The following is a 23126-nucleotide window of genomic DNA, read 5'->3' on the forward strand; positions in this document are numbered from 1 at the left end:
TCTGAGATAATCTAGCATCCATTAACTCTCAGAAAGCATTCTATGGGCAATGGCAGACAATAAAAAAGCACCAGGCAAACCCCGCAAGTCCCCGCGTAAAACACCTGCCAAATCAGGCAAAAAAAAGACAGCTAAGTCTGCAATGACAGTAAAGCACCGTTTGAGTGCATTTCGTCGTCGGGTCCTGAGTACGCTGTGGTCGTTGTGCTGGAAGCTGAGTCTGGCCATGGCGTTTGCCGTTGCCGGTTATGTGGTTTATCTCGATGCCAAAGTCAGTCGTCAATTTGAAGGCAATAAATGGCAACTGCCAGTACAGGTATACGCCAGGGCGATGTCGTTTTATCCGGATCAGTACCTGGCTGAGCAGGAGGTGATTTGGGAGCTGGAGCGGCTGAATTATTCACGTGTTAATCGTATTAGACACACGGGGCAGTTCGTGGTTCAGGGGCGCACCATCACCGTTTATCGCCGTACTTTTGAGTTCCATGACGGGGTTGAACAGGCCCGTATATTCACGCTGAACTTTGCCGGGAAAAAGCTTGCCAGCATAGTTAATGAGCAGGGCAGACGAATTCAGGCGGCAAGGCTGGAGCCTGTGCAAATTGCCCGGATAGGTAATGAAAGCCGTCAGGACAGAGAGTTTGTGCCACTGGCGAAAATACCGGATATTCTCAAAGATACCTTGCTGGTTGTTGAAGACAGGGCGTTCTATGACCACCATGGGGTATCCGTTTGGTCAATCATGCGTGCCCTCTACCATAATATTCGTGCCGGACGCACTGTGCAGGGAGGCAGTACCCTGACCCAGCAACTGGCAAAGAACTTTTATCTGACCCGAGAGCGCTCTTTGCTGCGCAAAGTCAATGAGGCCTTTATCGCCCTTATTTTAGATTTCCGTTACAGCAAAGATGAGATCCTGGAAGCTTATCTCAACGAAGTCTACCTGGGTCAGGCTTACAATCAGGGAGTGCATGGAATGGGTCTGGCTGCCGAGTTCTATTTTGCAAAGCCGGTCGATGAACTTGAGTTTGATCAGATTGCCATGCTGGTTGCTATGGTGAAAGGCCCTTCGTATTACAACCCACGCCGTTATCCGGAGCGCACGATGGAGCGACGCGATCTGGTCCTCAGGTTGATGGCTGAGAATGGCCTGATCACCACGAATGAATACCGCCAGGCGCTGGAGCGGCCCATTAGTATACAGCCATTAAAAGAAAGCCTGATGCAAACCTACCCGGGATACCTGGAGTTGGTCAATCGTGAATTACAACGCCTCTTACCTGATGAAAACGTGGTGAACGCCGGGATCCGGGTATTTACTTACTTCGACCTACAAAAACAGACGGCCATGGAAGATGCCATCAGTGAGGGGTTACCCTATCTTGAGCGACGTTTTTCGACGGCGCAACTGGAAGTGGGCATGGTTTCGGTGAACATTGAAAAAAGTGGTGTTTCTGCACTGGTCGCCGGGCGTCAGCTACGATACTCCGGGTTTAACCGGGTACTGGATACCCGCCGTAATGTGGGATCTCTGGTAAAGCCAGCTATTTACCTGTCAGCGCTGGAACAACCCCAGTATAATTTGGGCACTTTGCTTGAAGATGCTCCGCTGCAAGTCACCAATGCAGCTGGCAAAACCTGGCAACCGGAAAACTTTGACCACAAATTCCGGGGAGCCGTGCAGCTGTATCGTGCATTTAGTGAAAGTATTAACATCCCTGCCGTGAACCTGGGTCTGGATGTGGGCGTTGATTCGGTTGCCCAGACTATGCAACAGTTGGGAATAGACAGTGATGTTCCTCTTTACCCTTCTATGTTGCTGGGCGCTGTTGAATTGTCGAGCTTTGATGTCGCACAGATGTACACGACACTGGCCGCCAATGGTCAGTATGCCTCACTCACGAGTATCTCTGCCATTACCAACACCACGGGCAAGCGTTTGTATCAGCATCACGTTGCCCCGCAACCTCGCTTTTCTCAGGAAGCCATGTATATGACGCGTTATGGACTTAAAAGAGTAACAAAAAGCGGCACCGCAAAGCGCCTGAATCAGCACTTTCCGTCTGTTCAGCTGGCCGGTAAAACGGGAACAAGCAATGAGTTGAGAGACAGCTGGTTTGCGGGGTTCGATCACAACACAGTGACGGTGACCTGGGTCGGCCGTGACGACAATAAACCTGCAAAACTGACTGGGGGCCGAGGGGCGCTGGAACTCTACATTCGCTATTTAAAACCCCTGAACCCGCAGGCGATAGCGGATCAGCGTCCTCAGGGAATACGCTGGGCGTTCATCAATGAGCAAACCGGAGAGCAAGCGGCACCACATTGTGGTCCAACTATCCAGTTACCCATACGTATTGAGGAATTTAACCCACGCCCCGGGTGTGGTTAACCCTAAGACTGATTTTCATCTGTTACTCGGTTTTGAACTTAGCGATCAGCTGTTTTAACGTGGCCGCCATATTACTGAGTTTCTGAGCATCGCTTTTTGTGGCCTCTGCGGAACTCAGGGTGTGGTCAGCAAGGTGGCTTATTTCACTTGACTCTGCAAGTGCCTGTTGGGTTGCAACAGCCTGGCGTTTTACCTGATCGCTGATCACATGACCCTGCTGATCAATATCGGCCATACTTTGTTCGGCGGCACTGAGTACCTGGTTTGTCTCATTCGCTGCACTGACACCTTGCTCCATTTTTTCGACACTGCTGAGCATTTTCTTTTGCGTATCATTCGAGGCTTGTTGTAATGAATGAATGATTGAGTGGATTTCTTCAGTCTGTTGTTGAGTTCTCTGCGCCAGAGTACGTACTTCGTCTGCCACAACGGCGAATCCGCGCCCTTGTTCTCCTGCCCGTGCCGCTTCTATGGCAGCGTTTAGTGCGAGCAGATTGGTTTGCTCCGCAATTTCACTGATCCCCAGGCTAACCTTACTGATGTCCTGACTATCCTGGGCCAGTTTATCCAGCGCAATACGACTTTCTTCGAATTCTTGTTGTAATACCGTCATGTGCTCTGCCAGCCGGGTGGTATTTTCACTGCCCTGCTTGACCTGCTGCGCGGCAGTGGCGGCCAGCTCTGTGGCATGATGAGCTGAGTTTTCAACGGCATCCGCAGCATTGGCCATTTCACTGAGTGCCTGGTGAACTGTCTGGATTTTAGCTTGTTGCTGTGCCACGTCTTCTCTGGTGTCCTGGCTGATCTGACTGAGCTTATCTGTCGCGCCGTATAAGTCGGTTGATGTGGTTCTGACATTCCCCAGCAAGTGGACAAAGGCATCCAGCACGGCATTATACTGGCGCAAGATTTCGCAAAGCTCATCTTTGCCCCGAGGGACCGCTCTGACTGTTAAATTACCCCCGGAAGCGTGTTGTGCTGACGCTGAAAACTCCGCAATGGTATCTACCACAGCAAAATAGAAACCGAGCATAAGATAAAGTGCTAATAGCAGGCTGAGCACAGAGGCCAGCGCCACCAGATTACGGATCCTGCGTTCGCTCGTCAGTTTGGTATCGAGTAGTGTTTTCAATGTCGGCGTTGCTTCGTTGATCAGACCACTGAGATGGGTCAGCACATCACGGTGCGCGCTGTTAAATACACTGTTGGTCAGCTCAATGTCATCGGGCTCAAGCAGTTTATCTTTGATGGCTCTATGGTAGTTATCAAGTGAGCGATTCAGCGCTGAAATTTTGTCTTTGAGACGTTTATTCACTTGTTTGTTATGCGCCGTTGCCACACCCAGTTTGTCGTTCATCTGCGCTTTCACCAGTGGCAGGACTTTGTTTAGGTTAGACAGTGCGATAAAAGAATCTGGCGTAAAACGGCCTCGACCAATGATATCAGTAGCCTGCTGGGCAATATTGTTCACCTGGGCTATCACGTTTGGCAGGGATTCGACCAAAGAGCGATTGAGGTAAGAGCGGCTGAGATCATTGTCTATGGCGAGCTTAGATGTGATTGACAGGTGTTCCAGTTCATTACCTGGCTTTAGACCGGTGGCAAAAGGACTGCGTGCCAGCACCTGAGCATTACGCTGGGCTTGCTGGTTGAGTAGGTTTTCCAAAATAGGAGGATAAAATTGGAGCCCGGCACGCTGTTGTTGACTGACCTGAATAGACTGGGTCAGGGTCGAGTTCAGAAAAAACAAGCTCAGACTGAGTGGTACCAAGAGAATACCAAATACCAGGCTGATTTTAGTTTTGTATTTTAGCTGTGCCATAAAAGCGATGGCTGGGCTGGCGGCTGATCTGAGTCCTGTCATAATGTTATCTTTGCTTATAAGTCACTGTTAGGAGACCGAGAATAAGCAAAGAATAGTTCAAAGCATCGAAAGTTTTTACTGTCAGCCATAAAAAAAGCCCCAAAAGGGGCTTTTTAGATAGGTGAGCTATACGGATTGATCAGCCGGCAAGCTTCGCAAAAGCGCGTTCTGCAGCTCTGATAGTTTCAGTAATATCTTCGTCGCTGTGCATAGTGCTGACAAACCCGGCTTCGAACGCGGAGGGTGCCAGATAGACACCTTCTTCCAACATCAGGTGGAAAAAGCGCTTGAAACGCTCTAGGTCGCATTCAGTCGCCTGCTGATAGGTATCAACACGTGCAGCCTCTGTGAAGAAGAAGCCAAACATACCGCCAGCATAGTTGGTGGTTAGTGCAATACCCGCTGCATCTGCAGCACGCTTGAAACCGTCACAAAGTTGCTTGCTTTTGGTCTCAAGCGTATCGTGCAGCCCGGGCTCAGACAGCAGCTCAAGGGCTTTCAGACCAGCGGCCATGGCAATCGGATTACCGGATAGCGTACCAGCCTGATAGACTGGGCCTACAGGGGCAATGTAATCCATGATTTCACGCTTACCACCAAAGGCACCCACTGGCATACCTCCGCCGATCACTTTACCCAAACAAGTCAGATCCGGCTCGATATTGTAATAGGCCTGAGCACCGCCCAGTGCAACCCTAAAGCCTGTCATGACCTCATCGAAGATCAGGACAGATTGATGGGTATCACAGATCTCACGCAGACCTTCCAGAAAGCCTTCGACCGGAGGAATACAGTTCATATTGCCTGCCACAGGTTCAACAATGATACAGGCGATTTGATCCGGGTATTGTGCAAAGATGGCTTTCACTTCGTCGATATTGTTGAACGATACCGTGAGTGTATGTTTGGCGAAATCAGCGGGGATCCCCGGAGAGTTAGGGACGCCCATTGTCAGCGCGCCTGACCCTGCTTTAACCAGCAGAGAATCCGCATGACCATGATAGCAACCTTCGAACTTCAAAATTTTATCTCTGCCGGTATAACCGCGAGCCAGACGGATGGCACTCATCGTCGCTTCTGTACCTGAGCTGACCATACGTACCTTGTCAATTGACGGAACAAGCGCTTTGACTTTTTCAGCCATTAGAATTTCGCTTTCTGTCGGAGCGCCATAGCTCAGGCCATTTTCAACGGCATCCAGCACCGCCTGTTTAATTTGAGGGTGGTTGTGGCCCAGGATCATAGGTCCCCAGGAGCCAACATAGTCGATATAACGTTTGCCATCGGCATCAAAGGTATGCGGGCCTTCAGCCTTATTGATAAACAGCGGCGTGCCACCCACGCCGTTAAACGCACGAACGGGTGAATTAACGCCACCCGGGATAGATTCCTGGGCACGAGAGAAGAGATCTTGACTGATTGTCATAATGTGTCCTTTGTTATGTGCATAAGGTATCTGGTGTTTTTACCAAATACCTCAAATCATGAAAACGAGTGTAACAACTTAGCTGTCGCGCTTGCGGCTGAACCAGGGCACATCCACTTCATACTGCTCAACCTTGTCGGCAACGCCCAGTGTCAATGCAAACAGCGCCATGCGGATCAACACGCCGTTTTGAACCTGACGGAAGATAGCCAGGTTATCGTTATTGTTTAAATCATTATCCAGCTCGTTGGCATCCCCGCGGCTGTCGCGCGGCAGCGGGTGCATCAGTACCGACTCCGGCTTACAATGCGCGTCATAAATCGCCTGACTGATGCGAAAGCCACCACGGTATTTATTGGCTTCTTCCTGTGACGGGAAACGCTCTTCCTGAATACGTGTCTGATAGACGATATCTGCAGCCAGATTACCTTCCATCTGAGATACCAGCTCAACTTGATGGCCAGCATTGCTGACCGCATCAAGAATATAATCTGGCATCTGCAACCCGTCCGGGGCAACCATGGAAAAGCGCACGTTTTTGTAGTGACACAGTAATTTAGAAAGGGAGTGGACTGTTCGGCCATATTTAAGGTCGCCAACCAAAGCGATGTGCATGCCGTCAATGCCCCGCTCAAATCGCCCCAGTTCACGTTCAATCGTCAGCAGGTCCAGCAAGGCCTGAGTGGGGTGCTCGTTCGGACCATCACCACCATTGATCACTGGCACGTCAGAACCCGTGGCAAATTCTGCCACTGATCCCGCATCCGGGTGGCGCATCGCCACTGCATCTGCATAGGCCGAGATGACTCGGGCTGTGTCATACAGGGATTCGCCTTTGGCTAAAGCGGAACTTTGCATACCTGTGGTTTCGCGGACCGTACCACCTAGCAAATTAAAGGCGGTTCCGAAACTGACACGCGTTCGGGTACTGGGTTCAAAAAACAGGTTGGCTAATACAGCACCTTCTAATACGTTGGTACGTTTGTGCTTCTTAGCGTAGGGTTCCATTTTCTTAGCAACACTGAAAATCAGCTCAATGGCATCTCTGTCGAGTTCGTTGACGGAGAGGATGTTTTCACCTTGGAAACTTAACATGCGGCGATTCCTAATCACAGATTGACAACAGGAGGCGGGGAGCACTCCTAACCGAGCTCGCAAAGCAGGGGCATAAAGCACACGCTGCGTTGGGTAACTGGAGCGACATAATAGCACAATTGTGGTTTTTTGGGCGTGGAAAATGACGGCTGACTCGCCGCCATACTGTGATATCAGAAAACCGGTTTCAAGATAGCGAGCATCACAATGATCAGCAGCAAAACAACCGGGAATTCGTTAAAAATACGATAGAAGCGATCGCTGCGCTGATTTCGATCGTGCTTAAAGTCTGCCAGGAGTTTGAAACAATAGGCATGATAGAGATACAGCATGATCACCGGTACCAATTTATAATGTAGCCAAAGGTTAGCGCGGAACCATTCGCGCCCGTAACTGGCGATCAGCAAAATGCCAAAGACTGCAGTGAGAATGGCAAACGGGGTGACAAAATAGAGCAGACGACGCTCCATGATTTTAAGCATTGCCGAGCAGGGCTTTTCGTCAGTCATAGCATGGTAAACAAATAGCCTGGGCAGGTAGAAAATCCCGGCAAACCAGGCAACCATAAAAAAGATGTGCAGCGCTTTGTACACAAGTATTGTCGTCATAAAACCCCTTGGTTGTCTTTAGATGCAATTACAGCAAGCTGTTTCTCGTAGTGAGAATATGGCGGATCTGATCCCACCTTAGCAAGCCCATAATTTGTTCGTTATTCTTTTGATTATACACGTATACTGCGCCGGATCGCTTGTCTTTAAGAATGTCGAATGCGTCGGCGAGTGTGGCTTGTGTACTCAGACCTTGAAGCTCAATATAGGTGATAGTCATGCTCTGCTCTGAAATCAAACTAAGGTCATATTCCGCGAGTCGATAACCATGCTCCTCGTCGTGCACTATCAGAGGCGTCTGACTGTCGATGGCTGACAGAGTTTCTCTTATCTGATCCTTATCATCTGAATAGAGGAGCTTGAAGCCTTCTTCCATTTCTTCCATGATCCCCACCTTTTGCAGGGCCTCTTTGGCGGGAGAAACCTGATAGGGCAACCCCTGGAAATCAAGCTGTTGCAAGAAGATTGAGCGGTTACCAAATACCTGCAGTGCGGTGACATAGGCACAGGAAATCACTATCATGGCTGGCACCACAATCTGTGGACTGGAAGTCAGTTCCATGACCGCAGTTAAGGCAGCCAAAGGCGCATGTAAAGTGGCCGCCAGCAGGCCTGCCATACCCAGTACGCCATAAGTACCAGCAATACTGACATCCGGTGAAATATACTGAGCGAAATACGCCATCAGGGTGCCAATTAACACGCCTAAACCAATCACCGGGCCGATGATACCACCTGGGATCCCAAGCCCAATGGCAAAAATAGTGGCAAGTAATTTAGCAATCAAAATTGTGGTGAGTAATTGAAGTTCGCCGGGGGTTTCGACTGCGATCTTAATGGCGCTCATTCCCGAACCCATGGCTTCTGGTACCAGAAAGCCGATCAGGCCGGCCAGTAACCCTGCAAGCATCAGACGGGGAAACATACTGATGGGCTTAAACGTTTTTATGATGAGCATCAGGTTTTGGTTAAATGCAAAGGCGATGGCTCCAAGCACAAAACCGCATAAAATGAGAAATGGATAGTGCCAGAACGAGAGTGTTGAAACGCTGATCAATGACAATTCCAGATCATGGCCAAACACATATTGTGTGGCCAGTGCGCCAGTGACAGCGGCAAGCATAATAGGCACAAAAATATGGATCTTATATTCCCTCAGTACCACTTCCATAACGAAAATCACCGCAGCCAGAGGTGTATTAAATGATGCAGCGATGCCGGCTGCAACACCACATCCGGCGAGTGTACGGGCTGCATTCATGGGGAGGTGCAGACGCTCAGCCAGAATGCTGGCACCGGTGGCACCCATGTGCACGGACGGGCCTTCTCGGCCAACGGAAAAACCACTGATGAGCGCGACGGCACCACCAAAAAATTGGTTGACCGAATTCCAGATTGGCATTTTTCCGTAGTGCTGTTTGATGCGATAGATAACAAACGGGATACCAAGGCGGTAATGCTTAAAGCCCGTCAAGCTGGCAAACAAAGCGATCAGCAAAGCGGCACCAACAGGCAGTAAAATGCGCTGGTGCTCTGGCAATGTGGTGAAATCATCCGGACTATCTAAAAATACGCTTTGCACCAATAAGATGGTCAGACGAAATAAGATGATCAAGACTGCAGCAATCAAGCCTGCGCCAATTCCCAGCAAGCAAAGCTGAATGGACGTTTTTGGTTTCGCTAAGCGACGGCGTAAATTATCGAGCGACATACAATATTGGCCTGTAGAGAGTCTTAGTTGTGAGCAGCCTAGTGCCTTAGTGCTGCATTGAGTACCTTTAATGCATCTGATAAGTGTATCAAATATTCTAAGTCCTTGTAATTAAGTAAATCAGGCAACAGAGTACTTGAGTAGGAGTTTAGCGCTTAAACCGGCACATAGCGAAGGTGACTCTATACTTGATTAAAATAGTCAGGTATTAGATAATTCCGCTATTAAATGTACAGGGGTCGAATACACATGTCTGATCAGATACCGATTAAATTTTCCGACGCGGCGGCAAATCGCGTGAAAGAGCTTATCTCTGAGGAAGAAAACCCTAACCTCAAGCTGCGAGTGTATGTGACTGGTGGTGGATGTTCTGGGTTTCAGTATGGTTTTACTTTTGATGAAAAAACCAATCCAGGTGATTTAGAAATCGAGAAAAATGGGGTGTCTATGGTTGTGGACCCTATGAGTATTCAATACTTGGTTGATGGTGAAGTAGATTACACCGAGGGCCTTGAAGGCGCGCGTTTCTTTGTCAGTAATCCTAATGCAACGACGACTTGTGGTTGCGGCGCGAGCTTCAGCGTATAAAACGACGCTAAATTGGCGTTTTTGAACACCCTGGCCATGCACTCGCATGGCTTTTTTGTTTCTCTATTAGACAAACAGCTACCATTCTTTGTCCCTGAGTTCTGGTACAGTATAAGGTACTGTGTTGATCGTCTGTGGGAAGTCAGAGCAGTCTTTCTAGCCTGGGTTGGTAAGATGCATCATAAGTACAAAGAATCCCAACACCAAAGTGGAAAAAGCGAGAATATAGATGAATCCGCGTTTACCTTGTTTGAGCGGAACGCCGTTGACGCGCAAAAAGTAATACCAACCCACACACAGCAAAATGGGTAGCAAAAATATGAGCCGGATCATCAAAAATTCTCCTAAAATTTGTTATTTTGTTACAGACTAGCTCTAAACCACTATTTTTTAAAGAAAAAATAAATTATTTCGTATACTGGTACAAGTTATAAAATTTTTGTTAAAGTGTCACAGTAATCTTACCTCTCTATTTTAGGTAAGAAAGTTGAAAATTTAATTAGGTGTTAGAGAAAAGATCGTCTATACCTAATTTGGTACATAGGAACAAGCCAGCGTAAATCGGTATTTCATGATTTGTTTACCTGACTTGCTATATAACAAGCCGCCAGTCGAGACGGGCAAATTTCGTATGGCGGTATTAATTAATCATCGAGTAGGAGATGTTTTATTATGATGGGGAAAACGGTTTCTTCTGAAGAAAACAGTAAGTTGACTAAGTGGCTGAAATCAAAACGTCACGAGAAAGGTCATACAATGCGCAGTTTGGCTCAGGTGTTAGGTACACCGCATTCTTTCATTGGCAAAATTGAAAATCAGGAACGTCGTTTAGACGTGATTGAGTTTCTGCGTTACTGTGAAGCGCTGGAAGTCGACCCATATGAAGGTCTGGCTCTTATCAAAGAAGAGCAGATGTAAACGACTGGCATCGCCAGTATGTGTGCAGGTGCAAGGAGCTGCACCTCTATCCTCTTAAAATGGACCTGACACACCAGTCATTTATTCCGCCATTACTTACCCTGACTATGATAGTTTCGCTCAATCTCGTAGAGCTTATGACGAATGGCATACAAGAAGATCAGAGACGGTACAACCATCAAAGCTGTCAGCGCGAAAAACACTGCCCAATTGCCACCTAACCAATCATCAATAACGACACCACTGTAACTGGATAGCACCGTTCTTCCCAGGCTCCCCAGTGATGCCAGCAGGGCGTAATGGGTTGCGCTGAAAGCGCGGTCGCAGAGCATTGAAATGAATGCCACCATGGCCACCAGTGACCAGGCCTGAGTAAAGCCATCGATCACGATTGCAAGGGCATATAAATGCTCCTTTGGTCCCGCAATGGCAATCCAGGAGAACATCAGGTTGGATGCGGCCATTGCAACACCACTGATAAACAGCCCTTTTACGATGCCATATTTGTGGTTAAAGATACTGCCCAAAAACGCAAAAATAATTGTGATAAGACCGGTACCGAGCTTTGAATATTGAGCTATCTGACTGTTAGTAAAACCAATTTCTTTGTAGAAAACGATAGACATACGGGCCAAGAAGGCTTCGCCGATCTTGAACAAAAAGATGAATGCCAGCAATGCCAAAGCCGCTTTTACGCCATTGCGATTGAAGAAACTGCGAAACGGCTCTACCAGTGTGACGGCAAGCCACGCGAGCATGCGTTGCAGCCTGCTGTGAGCCAGCCCGGCCAGTTTCGACTGGTATTGTGCTTGTAGCTGTTGTTGGGTGTGCTCACGGTGGGAATGAGGTTCTCGCGCCATCAGCGTAATGAAAAACAAAGCCACCATGATCATGGCCAGTAATGCGTAGATGTCGGCCCAACTGATTCCAGGCAGATCCGCTGCAAAAAACGGAATAGCACCAAGCAGGGCGTACCCACTCCACCACCCTGACGTCGCCATGGCTGCCGCGGCGGTAGATTTTTCACTTTCCTCTGGGGGAAGGATGTCGATCCGATAAGCGTCTATTGCAATATCATGGGTAGCCGCACTCAGAGCAATAATGAAACACAATAATGCAGCCTGATAAAGATCCGCTTTGAGGTCGACCTGACTTAACGCCAGTGCTGACAGCGCAACAATCAATTGCCCGGCGGCTATCCAGCTGCGTCTTTGTCCCAGCCACTGGGTCAGTAAGGGCAAGCGAACCCGGTCCAACAGAGGGGACCATAAAAAGTTGATCGTGTAAGCACTGAAAACGATACCAAACAAGCCTATCATACTGCGGCTCAGGCCTTCATCTTTGAGCCAGGCAGACATCACTGAACCAATGAGCACCCAGGGAAAGCCCTGGCTAACCCCAAATGCAAATACGGTGAGCAAGCGCTTATCCCGATAGTAACTGGCATAGTCACGCAGGCTGGATGAAATGATCATAGTGTTTTCCAACATTGTATCGCCCGCCTTGTGGTGAGCGATACAGGGTAAGTGGTTATTCGAAGGTCTCTTCCGGCAGCATTTCAATGCTGTGGATGATCACGGGCACTTTGGGGATAAAGGTGTAACCCAACTTTTTATTGTAGTCAGTTTCGACCTGCATAATTTTGTCCAGTGTGTCAAAGCCATCTGATACGCTGCCAAATACCGCAAAACCCCATCCGCGGCCTGGGTTAAGGTGGTCGTTGTCATCCATGTTAAAGAAAAACTGGCGCGTACCTGAGTGTGGTTTATTGTCCTGATAGGCCATTGCTATGGTGTACATATTGTTCTTCAGGCCATTGCCACTTTCGTTAAAAATAGCCGGACGCTCAAACATGCCATCATAGTCTTTATCATAGCCACCACCCTGGATAACAAAATCCCGCTCGTTCGCGTCATCCCGCTCAACGCGGTGAAAAACAGAACCTTTGTAATCTCCGTTGATCACATAGGTCAGAAAGTTATTAACCGTGATTGGGGCACGGGAGCGGTCGAGTTCGACGATCACTTTACCCAAAGAGGTGTTGATCTGAACTTTAGGAAAAAGGTTGTCTTTTTGGACGAAACGTCCTTCTTTATTGTTTGCAAATGAGAAACAGCTCACCAATGCCAACATGAACAGAATAAGGGTACGAAGCATAGCTAGACCTTTTTATTGTTGTAAAAAGTTGATCAATTCTTTGTCTGACAACATGCGGGTGATCACCTGCTCGGCGAGGCGGTTTAACTGTCCCTCAACTTGAGACTGGTCATGTTTCAGCGGTTTACTGAATTGCGCTTCGCCATTGAAGGATTTTGAAAAGGTTCGCTGTCCTTTGATTACTTCGACAACAAAATCAGCATTTGCCGTGCTTTCGTGACGACTGAGAGATTCATCAACCTTGGCGACAAAGGTACGAATACGCAGTGTCAGCTGAGTGTCACTGTGTTGTGCCAGCGTCACGCCGTTGGCTTCCAGAGCCTGAGAAAGCAGCTTGGTTAAAGTGACTGGCAAATCCGCATTTGGCAGATAAACAGCGGGCTCTTGTTCCAGCACTTTAATGGTAAATTTAGTGGTACGGTTGTCGACAACCTTAATTGCCATTGTATTGGATAGCTGGCTTATATTACCGCCCTGATAACTGGGATTGAGGATCACAGATTTTGGGGCACTACTACATCCGGCCAGTAGTGTGATTGCTGCACCGAAGAGAGTTGCAGAAAATGCTAAACGCATGATTAGCTCCTTTTAATAGAACTGAGTACCGTAAACTTTTTATTATTGCCTATCACCTTACAATTCCCGAACAGGCGCTGCAACTTATCAAGGTAATCAAGGTGACGATTGCCAATGATCCTCAGCTCGCCGCCATTTCTCAGGGTATGCTTGGCCTGCAAAAACATCTGCCAGGCGATGTGGTCGGTGATAGCTTGTGCCTGATGAAAGGGGGGATTACATAACACCAAATCTGCGGTATTGGGTGCAAAGTCACTGAGGCAGTCATTTTGAGTAAACTGACAATCTGCCAGCCTGTCTGGCAAATTAAAACTGACGTTCTCTTTGGCACTGGCCACCGCCATGGCAGACTCATCTACAAAAGTTACCTGGGCATTTGGCATACGTGCCAGAGTTTGCAGTCCGATCACGCCGTTACCACAGCCCAAATCGATTACCCGCAATGGCTTCTTACCCGCCGGCAGGTAATTCATAAAAAAGCGTGCGCCGATATCCAGTGAATCCCGGGAAAACACATTGGCATGGTTGTGAATTGTGAAGGACGAGTTTTCCAGAGGCCAGCTGACCGGGAACTTGTCAGCCACGGGTTTGCCTGTAGTGGCACAGAAGATCAGGCGAGATTTCTTAACTGCCAGGCTGGTGGTCGGCTCTTGCAAAAAGTGGCTAAAACTTTTCAGTGTAGAAGTATGAATTTCTTTGACTTTACCTGCTGCTACAACGGGTATCCCCGGAGCGAGGTGGCTAAGCTGGGATAGCTGATGTTGCAGTAGTCCAGCATTTTTTGGCACCTTTATTAGAATCAGATCGCACTGCTTTGGCAAGTCAGCCAGACTATCCAGCTGGGTGAATCTAGCGTCGTCCTGTATCCAGTCCAGTTGATTTTCAGCCAGGTTATGGCATGTTGCCTGCCGGGCCACGAATGAGTCACTCACCTGTGTGATCTGCCACTGCGAGTGATCTTTCAGTTGTGCTGCCAGCGTACAGCTTAATGCCCCAAAGGCATCATTGAGGATCAGGATGTCGCGTGCATCCGGGTAGGCTGTGGTAATATGGTCCAGCAAGTATTCGTCGGCCGCATCCCAGGCTTGCAGGCTGCGGTTTTTTTGCTCAAGGGGAAAACGATGCAGGGTCAGAGCCGTGCCGGCCAGTACAGCGTCGGTGATCATGACGGGGCTAATCTCACTCATGGTTGGTGCCAACACTTTGCAAAGTGTTGGCAAAACTAACAGAACACGTAATATAGCATGTCGAGACTGAACAAAGAATGTTTGCCCGGGCAAACGCCGCAATTGCCGCCTGGCTTTGAGTTTTTGCCCACCTGTATCGGGTTTGAGAAAAGCTTGTCGCTGTATAAACATTTGGCGACAACACTGAGCTGGCAGCAGCCCAGTATCACACTTTTTGGCCGAACCTCGCCAATTCCCAGGCTCCAGTGTTTTATTGCCGACCCGTCGGTATCTTACGGATATTCGGGCACTCAACTCAACAACACCCCCTGGCCAGATGTACTCAGAGCAATGCGTTCCCGCCTGAAGCGTGAGTATGGGCAGGACTTTAATGCTCTGTTGGTTAATTGGTACCGAGACGGTCAAGACAGCATGGGCTGGCATAGCGATGATGAAGCTGAGCTGGGCCTCAACCCGACGATTTTTTCCTTATCACTGGGCGCAACACGCGCTTTTAAAATTCGCCACATACAGACACATGAGACGGTGACGCTGCCCCTGCCAACCGGCTCTGGGCTATTAATGACGGGCCGCAGTCAGCATGACTATCAGCATGCACTGCCCAAACAAGCGCGGGTAACTCAGGGCAGGATCAACCTGACGTTCAGAACAGTTGGTTAATGGCGCATAAATGCGTATAGTATGCGCTAAATTTTCTCCGTACTGGGAGTGAGTTATGTCAATGCAACAACAAATCTACAGCAAACTCGCCGATGCCATTGCGTGCAAACACCTTAATGTTCTCAATGAAAGCCATATGCACAGCCGAGGCAGCGAGTCACACTTTAAAGTGATTGTGGTCAGCGACAAGTTTGCCGGACAGCGCCTGTTACAGCGCCATCGTTTGATCAACGAGGTATTAAAGGAGGAGTTGGCAAATCACATTCATGCGCTGGCGATCCACACTTATACCCCGGAAGAATATGCCGAGCAGCATGGCGCAGTACCAGATTCACCGAGCTGCCTGGGTGGTTCAAAATTCGACAGCGAGTGATCAGACCTGTGTTTTCAGGATCTGCATTTAAACTAACGCGGTTTTCACAATACAGAATATGTAGGAATAGACATGGTCATCAAACCTAAGATCCGTGGTTTTATCTGTACTAATGCCCATCCAGTGGGCTGTGCCGAGCACGTAAAAGAACAAATTGCTTATGTTAAGGCTCAGGGCCCAATCAATAATGGCCCTAAAAATGTGTTGGTGATCGGCGCATCAACCGGTTATGGTCTGGCTTCTCGCATCACCGCAGCATTCGGTGCTGGCGCAAAAACTCTGGGTATCTTCTTCGAGAAAGAAGGTACAGAGAAAAAAACGGCCTCTGCTGGTTGGTATAACACAGCAGCATTTCAACAGGCTGCTGATGAAGCTGGCCTGTGGTCAAAGAACATCAACGGCGATGCTTTTTCAGATGAGCTAAAAGCCAAAGCAGTTGAAACCATCAAAGCCGAAATGGGCAAAGTAGACTTGATCATCTACAGTCTGGCATCTCCGCGCCGCACCGATCCCAAGTCGGGCGAGACCTTTTCATCGGTACTTAAGCCAATTGGTCAGACGATCACAACCAAAAACCTCAATACTTCCAAGCGGGTTATAGACGAAGTGACTGTGGAAGCTGCGAATGAGGAAGAGATCGCCAACACAGTGAAAGTGATGGGCGGTGAAGACTGGGAGCTGTGGCTGGAAGCGCTGAAAGAGGCGGATGTACTGGCCGAGGGATTCAAAACATCGGCATACACCTATATTGGCAAAGAACTGACCTGGCCTATTTACGGTCATGCGACTATTGGTAAAGCCAAAGAAGACCTGGACCGTGCAGCTGACGCTATCAAAGCCTCAACAAAAGCGTTAAATGGTGAAGCTTACGTGGCGTCATTAAACGCTGTAGTAACTCAGGCGAGCTCGGCTATTCCGATTATGCCTTTGTACATCTCTACGCTGTTCCGGGTAACCAAAGAAGATGGTACTTACGAGGGGACTATCGAGCAGATCCAGGGGTTGTTTAGCGAAAACCTGTACGGTGAGACGCCACGTTTTGACGAAGGCGGTCACCTGTTCCAGAACTATAAAGAACTGGAAGACGGTGTACAGGCACGCATCAAGGTGATCTGGGATAAAGTAGACACCGACAGTATTGATGAGCTGACAGATTACGCTGGTTATCACAATGAATTTCTGAAGCTGTTTGGCTTCGGCATTGAGTCAGTTGACTATGATGCAGATGTCAATTCTGTGGTTGAGATTAACCATCTAATCTAGCCGACAAGCGGGCGAATTCGTGTAGTTCGCCCGTTTTAACTTGTGCCCACAGTAGAGAAAACGCCTTCCCAATTTGCCTTTCATTTTTCATCAATACCACTTTGGTCTATATTTAAATTCTTGCAGTGACGCCCAATGAACTAAATCCATTGTTAAGTCGTATTATTTTCATATTTCCACTCGCATAGTCAGTACGATTAATGTTAAAATTGCGGAAATATGTAAGGACTATATACCACGGTGCTCGTTTCCCGTTGCGGACAGGTTGGCCCGACTTTGTGTATGTTGTGCCAGCTCTTTGACTCCAATACAACTCAGAGAATAGTGCCGTGGTAAGTAAAGATTTATCAATTTCTTTCCGTTAATGTAATGCAAGTGCGTATGATCAACATAAAAAAAGGTCTGGACTTACCCATAGAGGGCGCACCACAGCAAGTTATTCATGATGGTTCTGCTGTCAAACGAGTAGCTGTGTTGGGTGAAGAGTTTATTGGTATGCGTCCAACCATGCGAGTCCGTGTGGATGACCAAGTCAAGAAAGGCCAAGTTCTTTTTGAAGACAAAAAGAATCCTGGCGTCAAGTTTACTGCGCCAGCCTCTGGTGTAGTTAAAGAAATTAACCGTGGAGCCAAGCGTGTTCTTCAGTCCGTTGTGATTGAAGTACAGGGCGATGAGCAAATCACTTTTGAAAAGTTCCCGGCTGCTGAACTCGGCAACCTGGATCGTGAAAAGGTGAAAGAAGTGCTGATCGAATCGGGTCAATGGCCAGCGTTGCGTGCACGTCCTTTCAGTCGTGTAGCAGTACCTAGCGCGTCGCCAAGCTCGATCTTTGTTACCGCAATTGACACTAACCCTCTAGCTGCGGATCCTGCTGTTGTGATCGCTGAAAACGTGGAAGCGTTTGAGGCTGGTCTGGCTGTGGTTTCGCGTCTGACTGATGGCAAAGTGTTTGTTTGTAAGCAAGCTGGCAGTAAGGTGCCGAGCTCTTCGCTTTCTCAGGTAGAAGTACATGAGTTTGCGGGTGTTCACCCTGCTGGTCTGGTTGGTACACACATTCACAATCTTGATGCTGTTGGCGCTAACAAGCAAGTATGGCACCTGGGTTACCAGGATGTGATTGCTTTCGGTAAGCTATTCCTAAGCGGTGAAGTCTACTCAGATCGTGTTGTTGCTTTGGCTGGTCCGAGTGTGAAGAACCCGCGTCTTGTTAAGACTCAAGTTGGTGCGTCGTTAACCGATTTAGTTGCAGGTGAACTTGAAGATGGTGAAAACCGGGTCATTTCTGGCTCTGTGTTAGCTGGTAAAACAGCCACTGGTCCTCATGCTTACCTGGGTCGTTACCATGTACAGGTTTCTGTGTTGTCTGAAGGTCGCGAAAAAGAGCTGTTTGGCTGGATCGCACCAGGTAGTACGAAGTTTTCTGTAACCCGTACTTTCATCTCTCACTTTGCGCCAAGTCGTCTGTTTAAGATGACCACTTCTACTGGTGGCTCAAAGCGTGCGATGGTGCCAATTGGTAACTATGAGCGTGTAATGCCGCTTGATATCCTGCCAACTCTGTTGTTGCGTGATCTGATCTCTGGTGATCTGGACAGCGCGATTTCACTGGGTGCGCTAGAGCTGGATGAAGAAGATCTGGCGTTGTGTACTTTCGTTTGTCCGGGCAAATACGACTATGGATCAATCTTGCGTGATTGCCTGACTACAATCGAGAAGGAAGGTTAAAATGGCCTTAAAGAAATTTTTAGAAGACATTGAACCTCACTTTGAACCTGGTGGTAAACACGAGAAGTGGTATGCCCTGTACGAAGCAGTTGCAACTGTTTTTTACACGCCAGGTTATGTCAACAAAGGCGGCACTCACGTACGTGATAATATCGACCTGAAACGTATCATGATCTTAGTATGGATGGCGACATTCCCAGCTATGTTCTTCGGTATGTTCAACATTGGTCACCAGGCAGCTATCGCGCTGGGCAATGGTTTTGAAATTGCAAACACTTGGCAGGCGGCACTATTCCAGCTGTTTGGTGGTGAGCTTACGGCTGATTCTGGCTGGGGCGCGAAAATGTTCTACGGTGCCTGTTTCTTCCTGCCGATTTACGCCACTGTATTTATTGTCGGTGGTTTCTGGGAAGTATTATTCGCCTCAGTGCGTAAGCACGAAGTAAACGAAGGTTTCTTCGTAACATCAGTACTGTTTGCCCTGATCCTGCCTGCAACGATCCCGCTATGGCAAGTTGCGCTGGGTATCACCTTCGGTGTGGTAGTGGCAAAAGAAGTATTCGGTGGTACAGGCCGTAACTTCCTGAACCCGGCACTGGCTGGTCGTGCATTCCTGTTCTTCGCATACCCAGGTGACATCTCAGGTGACACCGTGTGGACAGCGGTAGACTCTTTCTCAGGTGCAACTTACCTGGGGCAGGCTGCAACAGGTGCGCTTGATTATGACAACATGGTACTGTGGTGGAATGCATTCTACGGCTTTATTCAAGGCTCAGTAGGTGAAACTTCTACACTGGCTATCATGATTGGTGGTTTGTTCCTGATTTATGTTCGTATCGCATCGTGGCGCATCGTCCTGGGTACTTTCCTGGGTATGGTGGTGATGTCTATGCTTCTGAACATGGTCGGCTCAGACACTAACACAGTATTCGCTATGCCTTGGCACTGGCACTTAGTACTGGGTGGTTTTGCATTCGGTATGTTCTTCATGGCAACCGACCCGGTATCTGCGTCATTCACAGACAAAGGTAAGTGGGCATATGGTGCATTGATTGGTGTAATGGTTGTGCTTATCCGTGTTGTTAACCCGGCATACCCAGAAGGTATGATGTTGGCAATTCTATTCGCAAACCTGTTCGCACCACTTTTCGACCACATGGTTGTGCAGTCAAATGTGAAGAGGAGATTAGCACGTGTCTAGTAACAATGAATCTATCGGCAAAACGCTAGGCGTTGTTGTTGGCCTATGTTTAGTGTGTGCGGTTGTCGTATCTTTTGCGGCAGTACAGCTTCGCCCACTCCAACAGGCAAACAAAATCGAAGACGTGCAGCGCAACATTTTGGCGGCTGCTGGCGTTGAGAACGTTGAAAACGTGTCAGAAACCTACAACCAAGTGATCGATGCACGCGTTGTAGACATGAACACCGGTGAGTTTGTAGACACAGATCCTAACTCATTCGATTTCACTATGACTAAGTTCGATGCGGCGCGCAGTGTTGCTTTACCAAAAGCAAAAGACGTTGCAGGCGTTCAGCGTATGACGACTGAGTCTCCGGTTTACCTTGCGAAGAACAGCAACGGTAAATATGAGTCTGTGATCCTGCCAATTCAGGGTTACGGTCTTTGGGGTATCATGTACGGCTTCGTAGCATTGGATTTGGATGGTGAAACCATTCAGGCAATCAAATTCTACCAGCACACTGAAACTGCGGGTCTGGGTGGTGAAATCCAAAACCCAAGATGGACTGCAACCTGGGAAGGCAAAAAGCTACCAATCGACGTAGTGAAAGGCACAGCAGGTAACGACGTGCATAAAGTAGATGGTCTGTCTGGTGCAACGTTAACGTCTAACGGTGTTGAAAATACATTTACGTTCTGGACAGGCGACGATGCGTTTGGTCCATTCCTTGCGAAAGTACGTGAAGGGGCATTGAACTAATGGCAAACTCAAAAGAAATGAAGCAAGTCCTGTTTGGACCTGTTTTCGCAAATAACCCAATTGCACTGCAAGTACTGGGTATCTGTTCTGCGCTGGCAGTAACATCAAGCCTGAAAAACGCACTGATCATGTCAATTGCATTGACAGTGGTAACTGCGTTCTCAAGCTTGTTCATCTCTATGATCCGTAACCACATTCCGTCAAGTGTACGGATCATCGTTCAGATGACCATCATCGCTTCTCTGGTTATCGTTGTTGACCAGGTACTTCAGGCATTTGTGTATGCCACGGCAAAAGAACTGACGGTATTCGTTGGTCTTATCATTACTAACTGTATCGTAATGGGTCGTGCAGAAGCCTACGCAATGAAGTCGCCACCTCTGATGTCATTCCTGGATGGTATCGGTAACGGTCTTGGTTACTCAGTTGTCCTGATCGCGATTGGCTTTGTACGTGAGCTGTTCGGTGCTGGTGCTCTGTTCGGTGTTGAAATACTGCCACTGATCTCTAACGGCGGTTGGTACCAGCCTATGGGTCTGTTGGTTATGCCATTTAGCTCGTTCTTCCTGGTAGGTGTATTCATCTGGGCACTACGTACCTGGAAGAAAGACCAAGTAGAAGCTAAGGCATAAGGGGAGAGAGATGGAACATTATCTGAGTTTATTTGTAAAAGCGGTTTTCGTTGAAAACTTAGCGCTATCTTTCTTCCTGGGGATGTGTACTTTCCTGGCGGTATCTAAGAAAGTAACTACCTCATTCGGTCTGGGTGTTGCGGTAATCTTCGTACTGGGCGTTGCTGTACCAGTCAACAACGTGGTTTATCACGCTATCCTGGCACCAGGCGCACTTGAGTGGTTAGGTTTCCCAGAAGCTGACTTAAGCTTCCTGAAGTTCCTGACATTTATCGGTGTAATCGCGGCACTTGTACAGATCCTTGAAATGACGCTGGACAAGTTCTTCCCGGCACTTTACAACGCTCTGGGTATCTTCCTGCCTTTGATCACAGTTAACTGTGCGATCTTCGGTGCGGTATCCTTCATGGTTGAGCGTAACCTGAACTTTGGTGAGTCAGTGGTCTTTGGCTTAGGTTCTGGTGTGGGCTGGGCGCTTGCTATCGTATTGCTAGCAGGTCTTCGCGAGAAAATGAAGTATGCTGATATTCCTGATGGTTTACGTGGTCTGGGTATTACCTTTATCACTGTAGGTCTGATGGGCTTTGGCTTCCTGTCATTCTCTGGTATTTCACTTTAAGGTAGCGAGGAAACTATACGATGGAAACTATTGTATTAGGTGTAAGTATGTTCATCGCTATCGTTGTGGTGTTGGTACTTATCATCATTGCAGCGAAATCTAAGCTGGTACCTAGCGGTGACATCATGATCGGCATTAATGGCGATCCTGAAAAAGCAATTAAATCTGCACCAGGTGGTAAGCTGTTAGGCTCACTGGCTGATGCTGGTATCTTCATTTCATCAGCCTGTGGTGGCGGTGGTTCATGCGGTCAGTGTCGCGTCCACGTTCACTCTGGTGGTGGTGACATTTTGCCAACTGAACTTGATCACATCACTAAAGGTGAAGCCCGTGAAGGCTGTCGTCTGGCGTGTCAGGTTGCTGTTAAAACAGACATGGAGATTGAAGTTGAAGATTCAATCTTCGGTGTGAAGAAGTGGGAATGTACTGTTATCTCTAACGATAACAAAGCAACCTTCATCAAAGAGCTTAAGCTGGCTATTCCTGACGGTGAGGTTGTACCTTTCCGCGCGGGTGGTTATATCCAGATTGAAGCGCCTGCACACCATGTTAAATACGCAGACTTTGATATTCCTGATGAGTATCGTCCGGACTGGGAGCGTTTTGGCTTCTTCAAGCTGGAGTCTAAAGTAGACGAAGAAACGATCCGTGCATACTCAATGGCGAACTACCCAGAAGAGTACGGCATTATCATGCTGAACGTACGTATCGCAACTCCGCCGCCTAATAACCTAAGCCTGCCTTGTGGTAAGATGTCATCGTATATCTGGTCACTGAAAGAAGGCGACAAAGTCACGATTTCTGGCCCATTCGGTGAATTCTTCGCGAAAGACACTGATGCAGAAATGGTCTTCGTTGGTGGTGGTGCAGGTATGGCGCCAATGCGTTCACACATTTTCGACCAGCTTAAGCGTCTTAACTCTGATCGTAAGATGTCTTTCTGGTACGGTGCACGTTCTAAGCGTGAAATGTTCTACGTGGAAGACTTTGACGGCCTGCAGGCTGAAAATGACAACTTTGAGTGGCATGTTGCACTTTCTGATCCTCAGCCTGAGGATAACTGGGAAGGCTACACAGGCTTCATTCACAACGTACTTTATGAAAACTACCTGAAAGATCATGAAGCACCAGAAGACTGTGAATTCTACATGTGTGGACCACCGATGATGAACGCGGCGGTTATCAACATGCTGAAAGACCTGGGTGTTGAAGATGAAAACATCCTGCTTGATGACTTCGGTGGTTAAGCTGAAATACATATGATCTTAAAGTGGTTTTTAAGATAAAATAGAAGCCCCTTAGCAGTTTTGCTGAGGGGCTTTTTTTTATGGGTAATGCTCCGTACAGAGCGGGGGTTACTGGCAATTGAATTACAAGGGATGACACTGATGC

At 48.2% G+C, this 23126-nt stretch carries 22 protein-coding genes; 12 read left to right on the plus strand and 10 right to left on the minus strand.

Features of this window, described 5'->3' with window-relative positions:
- The first annotated feature begins 49 nt into the window (after window positions 1–49).
- Window positions 50–2392: a penicillin-binding protein 1B gene (gene mrcB / locus ACXAH1_RS17770; protein WP_475198505.1), complete on the plus strand. Its 2343-nt coding sequence runs from the start codon at window positions 50–52 to the stop codon at window positions 2390–2392.
- Window positions 2393–2414: 22 nt separating this feature from the next.
- Here the strand turns inward: mrcB and ACXAH1_RS17775 are convergent, their stop codons facing one another.
- The 5 genes from ACXAH1_RS17775 to ACXAH1_RS17795 form a co-directional block, all read right to left on the minus strand.
- Window positions 2415–4256, minus strand: a complete 1842-nt coding sequence (locus ACXAH1_RS17775) for a methyl-accepting chemotaxis protein (RefSeq protein ID WP_475198506.1) — start codon at window positions 4254–4256, stop codon at window positions 2415–2417.
- Window positions 4257–4395: 139 nt separating this feature from the next.
- Entirely contained in the window at window positions 4396–5682 is a 1287-nt protein-coding gene (gene hemL / locus ACXAH1_RS17780; RefSeq protein ID WP_475198507.1) for a glutamate-1-semialdehyde 2,1-aminomutase, read from the minus strand.
- Window positions 5683–5760: 78 nt separating this feature from the next.
- Window positions 5761–6777: an aspartate carbamoyltransferase gene (locus tag ACXAH1_RS17785; RefSeq protein ID WP_475198510.1), complete on the minus strand. Its 1017-nt coding sequence runs from the start codon at window positions 6775–6777 to the stop codon at window positions 5761–5763.
- A gap of 173 nt (window positions 6778–6950) precedes the next feature.
- The gene (locus ACXAH1_RS17790) at window positions 6951–7385 is read right to left on the minus strand and encodes a CopD family protein (RefSeq protein WP_475198511.1); all 435 of its coding nucleotides are present in this window, start codon (window positions 7383–7385) and stop codon (window positions 6951–6953) included.
- Window positions 7386–7413: 28 nt separating this feature from the next.
- Window positions 7414–9096, minus strand: a complete 1683-nt coding sequence (locus tag ACXAH1_RS17795; protein WP_475198514.1) for a chloride channel protein — start codon at window positions 9094–9096, stop codon at window positions 7414–7416.
- Between the two features lie 249 nt (window positions 9097–9345).
- Here ACXAH1_RS17795 and erpA point away from each other — a divergent pair, with 249 nt between their 5' ends.
- Window positions 9346–9684, plus strand: a complete 339-nt coding sequence (gene erpA, locus ACXAH1_RS17800; protein ID WP_054014597.1) for an iron-sulfur cluster insertion protein ErpA — start codon at window positions 9346–9348, stop codon at window positions 9682–9684.
- A 156-nt stretch (window positions 9685–9840) separates the two neighbouring features.
- Here erpA and ACXAH1_RS17805 read toward each other — a convergent pair whose 3' ends face one another.
- Complete coding sequence (locus tag ACXAH1_RS17805; RefSeq protein WP_164881440.1) at window positions 9841–10017, minus strand: hypothetical protein; 177 nt, start codon at window positions 10015–10017, stop codon at window positions 9841–9843.
- Window positions 10018–10356: 339 nt separating this feature from the next.
- Between ACXAH1_RS17805 and ACXAH1_RS17810 the strand changes: the two genes are divergently transcribed.
- Window positions 10357–10602 (plus strand): helix-turn-helix domain-containing protein, encoded by a 246-nt coding sequence (locus ACXAH1_RS17810; RefSeq protein ID WP_010382949.1) that lies wholly within the window; start codon window positions 10357–10359, stop codon window positions 10600–10602.
- A gap of 92 nt (window positions 10603–10694) precedes the next feature.
- On the opposite strand, the gene ACXAH1_RS17815 is transcribed toward ACXAH1_RS17810, so the two are convergent.
- From ACXAH1_RS17815 to ACXAH1_RS17830, 4 genes are read right to left on the minus strand one after another with little or no spacing between them, the layout of a single operon-like run.
- The gene (locus ACXAH1_RS17815) at window positions 10695–12077 is read right to left on the minus strand and encodes an AmpG family muropeptide MFS transporter (RefSeq protein ID WP_475198614.1); all 1383 of its coding nucleotides are present in this window, start codon (window positions 12075–12077) and stop codon (window positions 10695–10697) included.
- Between the two features lie 55 nt (window positions 12078–12132).
- Window positions 12133–12735 (minus strand): peptidylprolyl isomerase, encoded by a 603-nt coding sequence (locus ACXAH1_RS17820; protein WP_054014657.1) that lies wholly within the window; start codon window positions 12733–12735, stop codon window positions 12133–12135.
- A gap of 36 nt (window positions 12736–12771) precedes the next feature.
- Window positions 12772–13335, minus strand: coding sequence for a YajG family lipoprotein (locus ACXAH1_RS17825; RefSeq protein WP_253046100.1), 564 nt, complete (start codon window positions 13333–13335; stop codon window positions 12772–12774).
- Window positions 13336–13337: 2 nt separating this feature from the next.
- Window positions 13338–14501 (minus strand): methyltransferase, encoded by a 1164-nt coding sequence (locus ACXAH1_RS17830; protein WP_475198615.1) that lies wholly within the window; start codon window positions 14499–14501, stop codon window positions 13338–13340.
- Window positions 14502–14579: 78 nt separating this feature from the next.
- Here ACXAH1_RS17830 and ACXAH1_RS17835 point away from each other — a divergent pair, with 78 nt between their 5' ends.
- The 9 genes from ACXAH1_RS17835 (at window position 14580) to nqrF (ending at window position 22981) form a co-directional block, all read left to right on the plus strand.
- Window positions 14580–15182 carry an alpha-ketoglutarate-dependent dioxygenase AlkB family protein gene (locus ACXAH1_RS17835; protein WP_475198520.1) on the plus strand — a complete coding sequence of 201 codons (603 nt, stop codon included), beginning with the start codon at window positions 14580–14582 and terminating at the stop codon, window positions 15180–15182.
- A 55-nt stretch (window positions 15183–15237) separates the two neighbouring features.
- A complete protein-coding gene (locus ACXAH1_RS17840; protein WP_253046102.1) occupies window positions 15238–15555 on the plus strand; it encodes a BolA family protein in 318 nt (105 codons plus the stop codon).
- 72 nt (window positions 15556–15627) lie between these two features.
- Window positions 15628–16818, plus strand: a complete 1191-nt coding sequence (gene fabV, locus ACXAH1_RS17845; RefSeq protein ID WP_475198522.1) for an enoyl-ACP reductase FabV — start codon at window positions 15628–15630, stop codon at window positions 16816–16818.
- A gap of 381 nt (window positions 16819–17199) precedes the next feature.
- Window positions 17200–18543: a Na(+)-translocating NADH-quinone reductase subunit A gene (locus ACXAH1_RS17850; RefSeq protein WP_475198524.1), complete on the plus strand. Its 1344-nt coding sequence runs from the start codon at window positions 17200–17202 to the stop codon at window positions 18541–18543.
- Window position 18544: 1 nt separating this feature from the next.
- The gene (locus ACXAH1_RS17855; RefSeq protein WP_475198526.1) at window positions 18545–19744 is read left to right on the plus strand and encodes an NADH:ubiquinone reductase (Na(+)-transporting) subunit B; all 1200 of its coding nucleotides are present in this window, start codon (window positions 18545–18547) and stop codon (window positions 19742–19744) included.
- Window positions 19737–20483 carry a Na(+)-translocating NADH-quinone reductase subunit C gene (locus ACXAH1_RS17860; RefSeq protein WP_475198527.1) on the plus strand — a complete coding sequence of 249 codons (747 nt, stop codon included), beginning with the start codon at window positions 19737–19739 and terminating at the stop codon, window positions 20481–20483. The genes ACXAH1_RS17855 and ACXAH1_RS17860 overlap by 8 nt, the downstream gene beginning before the upstream one ends.
- Window positions 20483–21115, plus strand: a complete 633-nt coding sequence (locus ACXAH1_RS17865; RefSeq protein ID WP_235411014.1) for an NADH:ubiquinone reductase (Na(+)-transporting) subunit D — start codon at window positions 20483–20485, stop codon at window positions 21113–21115. Before ACXAH1_RS17860 ends, ACXAH1_RS17865 begins: the two co-directional genes overlap by 1 nt.
- A 10-nt stretch (window positions 21116–21125) precedes the next feature.
- On the plus strand, window positions 21126–21734 hold the full coding sequence (gene nqrE / locus ACXAH1_RS17870; protein ID WP_049864589.1) for an NADH:ubiquinone reductase (Na(+)-transporting) subunit E: 609 nt from the start codon (window positions 21126–21128) through the stop codon (window positions 21732–21734).
- A gap of 20 nt (window positions 21735–21754) precedes the next feature.
- Window positions 21755–22981, plus strand: coding sequence for an NADH:ubiquinone reductase (Na(+)-transporting) subunit F (gene nqrF, locus ACXAH1_RS17875; RefSeq protein WP_475198528.1), 1227 nt, complete (start codon window positions 21755–21757; stop codon window positions 22979–22981).
- Window positions 22982–23126 lie beyond the last annotated feature (145 nt).

The organism is Pseudoalteromonas sp. AWH4_217 (genome assembly GCF_056161105.1).

What these genes read in the sequence shown, in the direction of transcription:
- nqrF (WP_475198528.1), top strand. Translation starts at nt 21,755, where the DNA reads ATGGAAACTATTGTATTAGGTGTAAGTATGTTCATCGCTATCGTTGTG.
- erpA (WP_054014597.1), top strand. Translation starts at nt 9,346, where the DNA reads ATGTCTGATCAGATACCGATTAAATTTTCCGACGCGGCGGCAAATCGC.
- fabV (WP_475198522.1), top strand. Translation starts at nt 15,628, where the DNA reads ATGGTCATCAAACCTAAGATCCGTGGTTTTATCTGTACTAATGCCCAT.
- hemL (WP_475198507.1), bottom strand. Translation starts at nt 5,682, where the DNA reads ATGACAATCAGTCAAGATCTCTTCTCTCGTGCCCAGGAATCTATCCCG.
- ACXAH1_RS17810 (WP_010382949.1), top strand. Translation starts at nt 10,357, where the DNA reads ATGATGGGGAAAACGGTTTCTTCTGAAGAAAACAGTAAGTTGACTAAG.
- ACXAH1_RS17850 (WP_475198524.1), top strand. Translation starts at nt 17,200, where the DNA reads ATGATCAACATAAAAAAAGGTCTGGACTTACCCATAGAGGGCGCACCA.
- ACXAH1_RS17865 (WP_235411014.1), top strand. Translation starts at nt 20,483, where the DNA reads ATGGCAAACTCAAAAGAAATGAAGCAAGTCCTGTTTGGACCTGTTTTC.
- ACXAH1_RS17775 (WP_475198506.1), bottom strand. Translation starts at nt 4,256, where the DNA reads ATGACAGGACTCAGATCAGCCGCCAGCCCAGCCATCGCTTTTATGGCA.
- ACXAH1_RS17805 (WP_164881440.1), bottom strand. Translation starts at nt 10,017, where the DNA reads ATGATCCGGCTCATATTTTTGCTACCCATTTTGCTGTGTGTGGGTTGG.
- ACXAH1_RS17820 (WP_054014657.1), bottom strand. Translation starts at nt 12,735, where the DNA reads ATGTTGGCATTGGTGAGCTGTTTCTCATTTGCAAACAATAAAGAAGGA.
- ACXAH1_RS17855 (WP_475198526.1), top strand. Translation starts at nt 18,545, where the DNA reads ATGGCCTTAAAGAAATTTTTAGAAGACATTGAACCTCACTTTGAACCT.
- ACXAH1_RS17815 (WP_475198614.1), bottom strand. Translation starts at nt 12,077, where the DNA reads ATGATCATTTCATCCAGCCTGCGTGACTATGCCAGTTACTATCGGGAT.
- ACXAH1_RS17825 (WP_253046100.1), bottom strand. Translation starts at nt 13,335, where the DNA reads ATGCGTTTAGCATTTTCTGCAACTCTCTTCGGTGCAGCAATCACACTA.
- ACXAH1_RS17790 (WP_475198511.1), bottom strand. Translation starts at nt 7,385, where the DNA reads ATGACGACAATACTTGTGTACAAAGCGCTGCACATCTTTTTTATGGTT.
- ACXAH1_RS17840 (WP_253046102.1), top strand. Translation starts at nt 15,238, where the DNA reads ATGTCAATGCAACAACAAATCTACAGCAAACTCGCCGATGCCATTGCG.
- ACXAH1_RS17835 (WP_475198520.1), top strand. Translation starts at nt 14,580, where the DNA reads ATGTCGAGACTGAACAAAGAATGTTTGCCCGGGCAAACGCCGCAATTG.
- ACXAH1_RS17795 (WP_475198514.1), bottom strand. Translation starts at nt 9,096, where the DNA reads ATGTCGCTCGATAATTTACGCCGTCGCTTAGCGAAACCAAAAACGTCC.
- ACXAH1_RS17830 (WP_475198615.1), bottom strand. Translation starts at nt 14,501, where the DNA reads ATGATCACCGACGCTGTACTGGCCGGCACGGCTCTGACCCTGCATCGT.
- nqrE (WP_049864589.1), top strand. Translation starts at nt 21,126, where the DNA reads ATGGAACATTATCTGAGTTTATTTGTAAAAGCGGTTTTCGTTGAAAAC.
- ACXAH1_RS17785 (WP_475198510.1), bottom strand. Translation starts at nt 6,777, where the DNA reads ATGTTAAGTTTCCAAGGTGAAAACATCCTCTCCGTCAACGAACTCGAC.
- mrcB (WP_475198505.1), top strand. Translation starts at nt 50, where the DNA reads ATGGCAGACAATAAAAAAGCACCAGGCAAACCCCGCAAGTCCCCGCGT.